This is a genomic window from Micromonospora sp. NPDC007271 (assembly GCF_040634005.1).
Classification (GTDB): Bacteria; Actinomycetota; Actinomycetes; order Mycobacteriales; family Micromonosporaceae; genus Micromonospora.
On the sequence record NZ_JBEYER010000159.1, the window covers coordinates 1 to 10,475 of the forward strand.

At 71.1% G+C, this 10,475-nt stretch carries 5 protein-coding genes; all 5 read right to left on the bottom strand.

Features of this window, described 5'->3' with window-relative positions; all coding sequences use genetic code 11:
- Nucleotides 1–71 precede the first annotated feature (71 nt).
- Complete coding sequence (locus ABZ570_RS32425; RefSeq protein WP_358071748.1) at nt 72–4,133, bottom strand: ThuA domain-containing protein; 4,062 nt, start codon at nt 4,131–4,133, stop codon at nt 72–74.
- Between the two features lie 188 nt (nt 4,134–4,321).
- Entirely contained in the window at nt 4,322–5,524 is a 1,203-nt protein-coding gene (locus ABZ570_RS32430) for a multicopper oxidase domain-containing protein (RefSeq protein WP_358071750.1), read from the bottom strand.
- Complete coding sequence (locus tag ABZ570_RS32435) at nt 5,521–6,486, bottom strand: sugar phosphate isomerase/epimerase (RefSeq protein ID WP_358071752.1); 966 nt, start codon at nt 6,484–6,486, stop codon at nt 5,521–5,523. Before ABZ570_RS32435 ends, ABZ570_RS32430 begins: the two co-directional genes overlap by 4 nt.
- A gap of 20 nt (nt 6,487–6,506) precedes the next feature.
- On the bottom strand, nt 6,507–9,074 hold the full coding sequence (locus ABZ570_RS32440) for a family 16 glycoside hydrolase (RefSeq protein WP_358071754.1): 2,568 nt from the start codon (nt 9,072–9,074) through the stop codon (nt 6,507–6,509).
- A 663-nt stretch (nt 9,075–9,737) separates the two neighbouring features.
- A complete protein-coding gene (locus ABZ570_RS32445; protein WP_358071756.1) occupies nt 9,738–10,199 on the bottom strand; it encodes a YbaB/EbfC family DNA-binding protein in 462 nt (153 codons plus the stop codon).
- Nucleotides 10,200–10,475 lie beyond the last annotated feature (276 nt).

The following is a 10,475-nucleotide window of genomic DNA, read 5'->3' on the forward strand; positions in this document are numbered from 1 at the left end:
GTGCAGCGGAATGAAGAACCCCTGGAACACCCCGCCGGCACGGGTGGAACCCGTGCCCGGCGCCGATCGGACTACAGCGACCGGATCCGTACGTCGCGGAACTCGATCAGGTCGTTCGTACCGTGGTTCTGCAACCCGACGAACCCGCTGAGGAACTGCCGCAGGTCGGTCGGCGGGTCACCCGCACGGGACGACGCCTTGCCGGGCGTGTTGTCGAACTCGTTGATCACCACACCGTTCCGGATGATCGTGTAGTGCTGTCCGACCACCCGGACCTCGTAGTCGTTCCACTGGCCCTTCGGGGTCGCCCCCGCCTGGTCCAGACCCTGCGGATCGAAGTTGTAGATCGATCCGGTCTTCTGCACCTCGCCGGTGGGCCCGTCGTAGATCTGGATCTCGTGGCCGCAGTAGATCGCCACCCAGGCCTGCGAGCTGCGGGCCGAGCCGACCGTGCCGCAGCTGCCGGCCGGCCGCTGGTCCAGCGGGATCCGCGGGTCCGGGAACCGGGTGAAGACCCCACTGTTGGCGTACGTGGTGCCGGCGGAGACGTCCCGGAACTTCAACCGCAGCGAGAAGTCGGCGAACTCGTCCTTGGCGTACCAGAGCATGCCGAGGCCACCCGAGCTGCGGATGGTCCCGTCGCGCTGCAGGATGAACGACCCGCCGGGCGCCTGCCGCCAGTCGGCGAGCGACGCCGCGGTGCCGTCGAAGAGCGAGCGGTACCCGGCGACCTTGCCGATCTTCGACTGGGCCGCGGAGGTCTGCAGCTTCTGCGCCTCCTTGTTGTCCACGACGCCGCCGGCCCGCAGGTCGTTGACCACGTCGGCGACGTGACTGACGAACTGGCCGTGGTTCGTCCAGTTCCGCTCGTCGTCGATCAGGTCGTTGATCGTGCAGCCGCCGCCGACCGCGTGGTTGGTCACGCCGGTGTCGGTGTCCAGCAGCTGAACCGTCTTACGGCTGTCCGGCGCGGGGCAGCCCGTGGTGACGGTGATCTTCGCGGTGGACACCTGACCGTCGGCGTACGTCACCTTGAGGGTGGCCTCGTAGGTGCCGTAGCCCGCGTAGGTGTGGGTCGGGTTGGCCTCGCGCGACGGCGCGCTGCCGTCACCGAAGTTCCACTCCCACGCCACGCCGCCGGCCCGGGCCGACGAGAAGGCGACCGTCTTCGGCTGGCTCGGCGTGACCGCCCGCCAGGTGGCGTCGCTCGGCCGCGGCGTCGCCTCGCCACCCTTGTACGTGATCCGGATCAGCTTCTGGTTCGAGTGCAGGCTGAAGAAGCCGCCGGCGTAGTCCAGCATGTACAGCGCGCCGTCCGGGCCGAACTTGGCGTCCATCCAGGACTGGAGCTGGGTGCCGCCGCTGCCGGATCGGATGATCTGACGCAGGTCCTCGGCGAACGCCGGCGGGCCGGCGCTGGCGACCTTGGCCGGGTCGACGGTCACGGCGATCCGGTTGTTGGCGTTGGACTCGTCACCGATGAACCACTTGTTGTCCCAGTACGCCGGCCAGGCGACGCCGCTGTTGGTGTCGACCTTCGCCCGGTGGTAGGTCGGGCCGTCCATGATGGCCTGGCCACCGCCCTTGAGGTACGGCTGGGTGAAGGTCTCCTCGCCCACCACGTACGAGGGCAGCCCGCTGCCGTCGGTCCGCTTCGGGTAGACCGGGCCACCGCCCTGCGGCGAGTACCAGATCATGTTGTCCCGGGCGGGCGGGATGTTGACCAGGCCCGTGTTGCGCGGCGACTCGTTCTTCAGGTTGTCGCAGTCGTACCAGCCGGTCAGCACGTTGGCGTCGGTGTTGCTGCGATCCCGGTAGGGCTGCCGGTTACCCATGCAGTACGGCCAGCCCTGGTTGCCCGCCGAGGTGATGATCGTGGCGGTCTCGTACTTCGCCGGGCCGAGGTCCGGGCTCGGGGCGCCGGCGTCCGGGCCGACCCAGGCCGCGGTCAGCCAGTGGTTGACCGGGTCCCAGGCGATCCGGGCGATGTTGCGCACGCCCATCACGTAGATCTCCGGGCGGGTCTTGCCGCCGCCCTCCTCCTTGCCGGTGAACAGGTTCCCGGCCGGGATGGTGTAGGTGCCGTCCGGCTCCGGGTGGATCCGGATGATCTTGCCGTTGAGGTCGTTGGTGTTGCCCGAGGTACGCCGGGCGTCCTGGAACGAGGTGCCCTTGTAGTCCTGGGTCCAGTTGTTGCCCGAGTAGCCGCTGGAGCCACCGGAGGAGTTGCTGTCACCGGAGCCGATGTAGAGGTTGCCGCTCTCGTCGAACGTCATCCCACCACCGGCGTGGCAGCAGCTGTGGATCTGGGTGTCCCAGCTCAGCAGGTCCTTGCGGGTGCTCTGGTCGATCGTCTGCTTCGCCGCGTCGTAGGTGAACCGGGAGACGGTCCGCTTGCCGATCCGCCGATCCCGGTCGATCGACTCGTGCGGCATCCAGTAGACGTAGACCCAGCCGTTCTCCGCGAACTTCGGGTCCAGGGTGATGCCGACCAGACCCTCCTCGTTCTTCACCAACTCGCTGCCGCTGCCCCGGTTGCCCATCACGGCGAGCGTGGTGAGCAGCTTGACCTGCTTGGTCTTCGGGTCCCACTGGTGGATGGTGCCGCAGCCCAGACCGACCTTGGGGTCGTCCCAGTTCACGATCGGCCCGCTCGGGCAGGCGGCCTTGCCGATGTAGAAGACCTTGCCGTCGGGGGCGACGGTGAGGCCGTGCGGCTCGCCGATCTGGTCGAGCTGGCCCGACTGGTTCGTGGCGGTGAGCCGCTCGATCTGGTAGTTCGAGGCGATGGTCGCCTGGCAGTCGCCGCGGACCAGGCCCGCCGACCACTTGATGGCCCCGGCCAGGTGGCCCTGGAACTGCTTGTCGCTGGTCCAGCTCGCCTCGGTCCGGCCCATGCCGGTGTAGAACGAACGGCCGCCCTCGTAGTCCTGGCACCAGGAGATCGGGTGGAAGGCGCCGTTGCCGCTCAGGCCCGCGTTGTAGGTGTGCTCCTCGACCTGCGCGATGGTGTGGACCTTGCCGATCGGGCTGGGGTCCCAGTTGATCCACTGGTCGGAGCGGGTCCAGGTCAGCGGCAGACCCTTGTTCGCCGGGTGCTGCCGGTCCGTGAGGTCGACGGTCGCCTTCTGCACCGTGCTGTCCGGGGCGGGCCCGGCGTCCGGCCCGATCAGCCACAGCTCCGCGAGCTGCACCAGCGGCTCACCGCTGTTCGCCGTGACGTTCAGCCGGTAGTGCTGGTAGGCCGTGGTGTTGGTGAAGCTGTACTGCTTGGTCTGGAACCGCTGCGGGAAGGTCTCGTTGCTGCGGGTGTCCAGGTCGGTCCAGGTGCTGCCGTCCTGGGAACCCTGCAGGGTCCAGTTCTTCGGGTCGCGGCCGGGGAAGTCGTTGGCCGAGGTGAGCGCGTACCGGCTCACCGCCACCGGCTTCGCCAGCTTCGCCGCCAGCCAGCCGGTCGGCGAGAAGGTGAGCCACTTGGTGCCGGTCGACCCGTCGATGGCCTTCGCCGCGGTCTCGTTCGGCGGGTTCTCCGCGCTCGCGGTGGCCGAGACGGGCTTCTCGGCGTTGGGCAGGCTGGTCGCCGGGCGGGTGCCGATCAGGCCGGTGAACCAGGCGGACTCCGGTTGGGCCCGCGCCGCGTCGTGGACGCCGACGAAACCGCCGCCGCCCTTCACGTACGCCTGGAAGGCCGCCTCCTGGGCGTCGGTGAGCGTGACGCCGTTGGCGGAGAGGAACACCACCGCGCGGTAGCGGGCCAGGTTGCCGACGGTGAACACGGCCGGGTCGGCCGAGTCTTCGACGGTGAAGCCCTGCTGCTCGCCCAGTTGCCGGATGCTGGCGGTGGCCTTGGCGACCGGGTCGTCCTGCTTGTCCACCGGCCCGTGGAAGACCAGCACCTTGACCGCGGCGGCCTCGGCGGCGGCAGCCGCCGAGGGGAGGGCGGCCTGGGCGGGCAGGGACAGCACGCCGAGCCCCAGGGCGGCGCTGGCGGCCAGGGCGCCGACGCGCCGGGGCCCGCCGGCGCGACGCGCTGCGGCCGGCTCGGGTGGGGGGGTTGTGGTGGTGGATCCCGTCGAGTCGGCGCGGAGGCGTCCGACCCATCGGGAGAACCGGAAATGGCGTCTGTCGGCCATCTCGACTCCTCCTGGATTGAGGGACAGGTTCTTCCGGTCGTCCTTCGCCGGTGAGCGTGAGGTCTCACCGGAGCAGGGCGTACGCGGCCGCCGGCGCCACCCGGGTCGGGTGGCCGGTGCGGCGGGGTGGATGTGCGGTGCGGTCCGGTGGCTGCCGGCCCGGGACGGGACGGCAGCCACCGGGCCCGTCAGTTGTGCTGGTGCTGCCCGGCGGCGGGCGCCGGGGCGGTGCCGGTGGCGCCGGTGGCGCCGTGCTGGTGGCCCATGCCGGGCGGCATGTTCCCGTTCTCGTCGAGGACGTGCAGCATCGTGGACATGCCGGCGTCGGAATGGAACTGCATATGGCAGTGCAGCATCCAGTGCCCCGGGCCGACCGCGTCGCCGGCCACCACCTGGACGCCAAAGGAGTCACCGGGACCCAGCGTCTTGTTGTCGATGATCGGTACGGAGTCGACGAACGGCTGACCGTTGTTGCTGATCACCCCGGTGCGGGTGTCCGCCCACGAGTGCCCGTGCAGGTGGAAGGTGTGCATGTCGTTGCCGATGCCGACCACGACGAACTCGACCCGCTCCCCCTTGCGGGCGACCAGGCAGGTCGGGCCGGGCTGCGGGTTCGCCTCGGTGCAGGTGTCGGTGGCGTCGCCCCGGCGCAGGTTGATGCTCTGCCGGTCACCGAAGACCACGGTGTAGGTCCGGTCCGGCTTCGGGTCGCCCGGACGCCGGACGACCAAGCCGCCGAAGAGACCGGACGAGAGCCCCTGGGTGCCGTGCGGGCCGCCCACCACGTGGTCGTGGTACCACCAGTAACCGGCCGTGCCCTGAGCCCCGGTCTTGTTGTTGCGGGGCTGGGCGTACCAGGTGTAGGTGCGCGACCCGCCCGACGGGACGTACGAGTTGCTCTGCACGGTGCCGTCGGAGGGCTGGGTGTACTTGACCCCGTGCACGTGCAGCGAGACGCCCAGCGGGTGGGCCGGGTCGGTCCGCAGCGCGGCGAGGGTGTCGGCGGAGACCTGGTTGTGCAGGGTGATGGCGAGGCACTCCCCCTCCATCATCTCGATCAGCGGGCCCGGGTACGAGGCCGTCTGCGGGGTCAGGCCGTAGCCGAGCCGGACCTGGTTGCCGTCCTTGGGCAGTTCCACGGCGTACAACTGGATGCTGCGGTCGGGCTTGACGCAGCCGTCCGGCTTCTCGGCGAACATCCCGGTGCCGGCGGCGGCCAGCCCGCCGGCCCCGACCAGGGTGAGCAGCGCGACCGCCGCGACCACCAGCATCCGCCGGGCACCGGCACGCCGGCGCTCGGGCCGCGCCGCGGCCCCGGGCACCGGTGGCGCTGCCGGTGTCGGTGTCGGTGTCGGTGTCGGATCGTCCTCGACCAGGCGCCAGGCGCTCATCGGGCACCCCGCAGCTCCACCAGGCGGTGGTAGCTACGCTCGGCGGCGCCCAGGGAGCCCGGCGGGTTCGGCTGCGCCCCGGGCGCGGAGTCCTGCTCCCACAGGAACTCGAAGCGGCCCCGGCCCTTCAGCTCGCCGAAGAACTCGTGGAACGGGATGACTCCGGCACCGAACTCCACGTCCAGGTAGGAGTTGCCCTGCTGCGGGTCGGGCAGCGGCACCCCGTCCTTGACGTGGAACAGCGGGAAGCGGTGCGGGTGGGCGTTGACGTAGTCGACCGGGCGGAAGCCCGGGTACTTGCGTGCCCCGCCGTACGCCCACAGGATGTCCATCTCCAGGAACACGTACCGGGGATCGGTCAGCTCCAGGAAGAGGTCGTACAGCCGCACGTCGGGCCGGTCCGTCGCGAAGCTGAACTCGATGGTGTGGTTGTGCTGGTAGAGCTTGATGCCGCGGGCCGCCGCGGCCTCGCCCCAGGCGTTGAACTCGGCGGCGGCCGCCTGGTAGCCGGCGATGGTCCGGTTGCCGGTGGGCGCCTCCGCGGTGCCGAGCGCCGGCATGCCGAGGGTCTCGGCGACGTCCAGCTCCCACTCCAGGTTGGTGCGGAAGTCCCGCAACCCGCGGTGGCTGCCGGCCGCCGTCAGCCCGTTGTCGTCGAGCAGCCGGCGGATCTGCTCCGGGGTGATCGCGCCCACCGAGCCCTGGGTGTAGCCGGCGAACTCCACCTCCCGGTAGCCGATGCGGGACAGCTCCTCGAAGACGGCGGCGAAGCCGACCTGGGCGATCTTGTCGCGGACGCTGTAGAGCTGGATACCCAGGTGCCCCTGCGGGATGAGCTTGCCCTGGCCACCCTGGTCGGCCTCGGCCGGCAGCGCGCCGGCCAGGCTGGCCGCGCTGACCGCGACCGTGGAGCCGGCGAGGCCCCGCAGCAGGGTACGCCGGTCGATCGTGTTCCTTGCCATGGTGTTTCCCTTTCGCTCGCTCAGCAGCAGGAGTTCGGGCCGCCCGCCGCGCCACCGGAACAGCACGGGGTCAGCGGGGCGATCCGGACGTCGCGGAAGCTGATGACGTCTCCGGTGCCGTGGTTCTGCAGGCCGATGTATCCGGTGGCGTGCTGCCGGCCGGCGCCGCCCGGGTCGTCGGCGCGGGGCGGGCTGAACACGGCGTCGGGCCGGTTGGCGTACTCGTTGATCAGCTTTCCGTTGCGGAACACGGAGTAGTGCTGGCCGATCACCCGGATCTCGTAGTCGTTCCAGGTGCCCTTCGGGGTGACCCCCGCGCCGGCCAGGTCGACCCGGTCGAAGCCGTACACGGAGCCGCTCTTGTACTGGTCGCCGTCGGGCCGGTCGAGGATCTGGAGCTCGTGGCCGTACTTGATGGCGACCCACTCGGGGCGGGGCTCCGCCGGGTGCTGGCGGACGTCCGGGAAGCGGACGAAGACCCCGCTGTTGGCCCGGCCGTCGCCGGGGGCGTCGTCGCGCCACTGCAGCTTCAGGGAGAAGTCACCGTACGCGGAGACCGGGTACCAGAGCATGCCGAGCCCGGGCACCGGCTTGCTGGTGACGGATCCGTCGGCGTTGCGGGTGAAGCCGCCCGCGCCGACCTGCTGCCACCGCTTGAAGGAGGCGGGGGTGTTGTCGAGGATGGCCTGGTAGCCGTTCTTCGTGTCCGGCTTGCCGACGCCGGACCGGGCGGCGGCGCTGACCAGCTTGCCGTGCTCCTGGTGGTTGATGACGCCCAGGTGGTGCAGGTGCTCGGCGACCGAGGTCACGTAGGAGACGAACTGGCCGTGGTTGGGCCAGCTGCGCTCGTCCTCGATGACGTTGTTGATGGTGCAGTCACCCTCGACGACCCGGTTGGGAACCCCGCTGTCCACGGTGCCGAGCCAGACGGTCGGCCGGGTGTCCTTGACGCACTCCGGCCGCGGTCCGCTGGCGACCACCGTGAAGGTGACCGAGGCGGTGCCGGAGGTGTTGCCGGCCTTGTCGGTGGCGCGGTAGCTGAGCGTGTGCTCGCCCGGCCGGTCGACGGTGACCGGGGCGGAGTAGCGGGTGTAGGGCTGCCCGTCGAGGGAGTACTCGACCCGGTCCACGCCCGAGCCGCTGTCGGCGGCGGTGAGGGTGACGGTGGCGCTGCCCACGTAGGCGCCGTGGTCGTCCAGCTGCCCGGTGAGGGCGGCGGTGACGGTCGGCGGGGTGGTGTCCGGGGCGGGCGGGTCGACGACCGTGAACGACACCGATTGTGGCGACGACGTGTTACCGGCCTTGTCCGTGGCCCGGTAACTCACCGTGTGCGGCCCCGGCTGATTCACGGTGACCGGCGCGGTGTACGCGGCGTAGGGCTGCCCGTCGAGCGAGTACTCGACCCGGTCCACGCCCGACTGGGTGTCCGTGGCGGAGAGGGTGACCGTCGCGCCGCCCACGTACGCCCCGTTGGCGTCCCGCTGGCCGGTGACGGAAGCGGTGACCGTCGGCGGAGTGGTGTCCGTCGGCGTCGGCTCCACCACGGTGAACGACACCTGCTGCGGCGACGACGTGTTACCCGCCTTGTCCGTCGCCCGATAACTCACCGTGTGCGGGCCGACCTGGTTGACGGTGACCGGCGCGGTATAGCGGCCGTAGGCGCCACCGTCCAGGGAGTACTCGATCCGGTCGACCCCCGACTCGGTGTCGACCGCGGAGAGCGTGACCGTCGCACTGCCCACGTACGCGCCGTTGGCGTCCCGCTGACCGGTGACGGAAGCGGTGACCGTCGGCGGAGTGGTGTCCGGCGGAGTCGGCTCCACCACCGTGAACGACACCTGCTGCGGCGACGACGTGTTACCCGCCTTGTCCGTCGCCCGATAACTCACCGTGTGCGGGCCCGGCTGATTCACCGTCACCGGCGCGGTGTAGGTGCCGTACGCACCACCGTCCAGGGAGTACTCGACGCGGTCGACGCCGGAGCCCGTGTCCGTCGCGGTCAGGGTCACCGTCGCGCTGCCCACGTACGCCCCGTTGGCGTCCTTCTCGCCGGTGACGGCGGCGGTCACGGTTGGCGGCGTGGTGTCCGAACCGCCGCCGGTGACGACCAGCAGGCCGTTCATTCCGCCGTGGCCCGGGATGGCGCAGAAGTACTTGTAGGTGCCCGGGGAGAGCAACACGTCGACCGTCCAGCGACCCCCGTTGCGGTCCGTCGGATCGGCCAGGATGTTCACGTCGACGTCGCTGTTGTACCGCGGGTCCGACGTCTCGAAGGTCAGGGTGTGCTGCATCCCGGTGGTGTTGCCGGTGGCGGCACTGTTCTCGAAGACCAGGGTGGCCGGCCCGGCGACCGCGGTGGTGGGCGCCGACCGGTAGGCGAGGAAGTTGTCCCCCGCCGTCCAGGTCAGCACCTGGGCCTGGAGCGGTGCCGGGGTCGCGGCCCTCGCGGAGCGTTCCGGGTCGGTCGGCCGCGCGCTCGCGGGCGCGGCGGTGAGGCCGGTGGCCAGGAGCGCCAGCGTGGCGAGGGCGGCCACCGTCCTCCGGAGCCGGCTCGTGCCGAGCCGGTTCCGCGGCGGATGTGGGTTCATGGGTTCCTCTTTCACGGTCCGGAAAGCAGCGGACGGAGCGCACGTCGGTGTGGTCGACGGGTGAAGGTGTCCTGGTGGTCACGCGCCCGGCGACCCCTCCCCAGGCCGCACGGGATCCCCGGCCGTGGCCGTGGGCCACGGTCGCTCGAAGTGGTGGGTTCGGCTGCCCCGGCGTCGACAGCGGGCCGGATCCGCCCTCCGCCGGGCACGGTGGTGTTTCGGAGCTGGTGGGGTTCGTCGGGGACGGGCATCGGTCGACCCGTGGCGCGTGCCGCGCCCGGTCGCCGTGGTGGCGTTGACCCGGGGGTGGCCAGTCTGGCCGGTCGTGGTCTCCGGGCGTGTTGCGCCGCCCGTAGGGCCACTGTCGAGAGCTACCGTGCCGCTAGTTCGTCTCGGCAAACATATTGATAGTGCTTGACCCTACTGACTTCCGGTCAGCATGTCCATAGCTTTCGTCGCCCCCGTGACTACTTTTCTACGCAGGAGACGAAAGTGCTCGACGGACTCGTGTCCCCGGTGGTAGGCCACCCGGTCCGGCGACGTGTGCTCGATGTCGACCCGCTCGGCGGTCGTCCGCCCGCCCGGTGGGCGCTTGAGAAAGTGTGGCGAGCTGTCGGCCGGTGGCCGAACCCGCGTCACCGCAACGCGCCGGCGGCGCCTGCCTCAGCTTGAGCGGCCCGCCCGGGTGCCCACGTCGCCGCCGCGGTTGAGCCGGGCCATCACGTCCTCCATGGCTCGGCTGAACAGCTCCATCTGCCGCATCGACTGCTCCTGCAGCCCGCCGAGCCGCGCGGCCAGGGCATCCACGTCGGCCCGCGCCGAGGCGCTGACCTGGGCGTCGAGGTCGGCGAGGGCCGCGTTGACGGCCACCACGACATGCCCGCAGAGCTCCTCCAGCCCCACCTCGGCCAGCTCGGGGGCGACGACGACGGACTCGATCCGGCCACCTTGGACGGCCACGGCGCGCACGCACCCGTCGGCCGCGCTGCCCTCGGCGCGAAGCAGCTGCCCCGGGTCGACGTCGGTGTGCTCCGCGGCCCGCGACCGCATCGAGGACAGCGCCTGCTGGGTCCTGGTGAGCAGCTCGTCGAGGCTCGCGGCCGCGGTGAACGGATCGTTGGTCATAGCCGCGCCTTCTTCACGTCTTTTCGGAGCACCGTGACCATAGCAACCACACCCGCCGGCACCGACCCGACCGGGGCCGACGAGCGGCCTGTCTCACGCGAAAGAGTGGCCACCCCCGGGCGGGGTGGCCACTCTTCACGGTCTTCAGCACGGGTCGGGGGGGGGGGGGGCCGCCCCCCCCCCCCCCCGGCCGGGCCCGGGGCGCCCCGGTCCCCCGCCCGGAACGGCCCCGGGGGGCGGCCAAACCCCCCCCCCACCCCCCCCGTACGGGGTCGG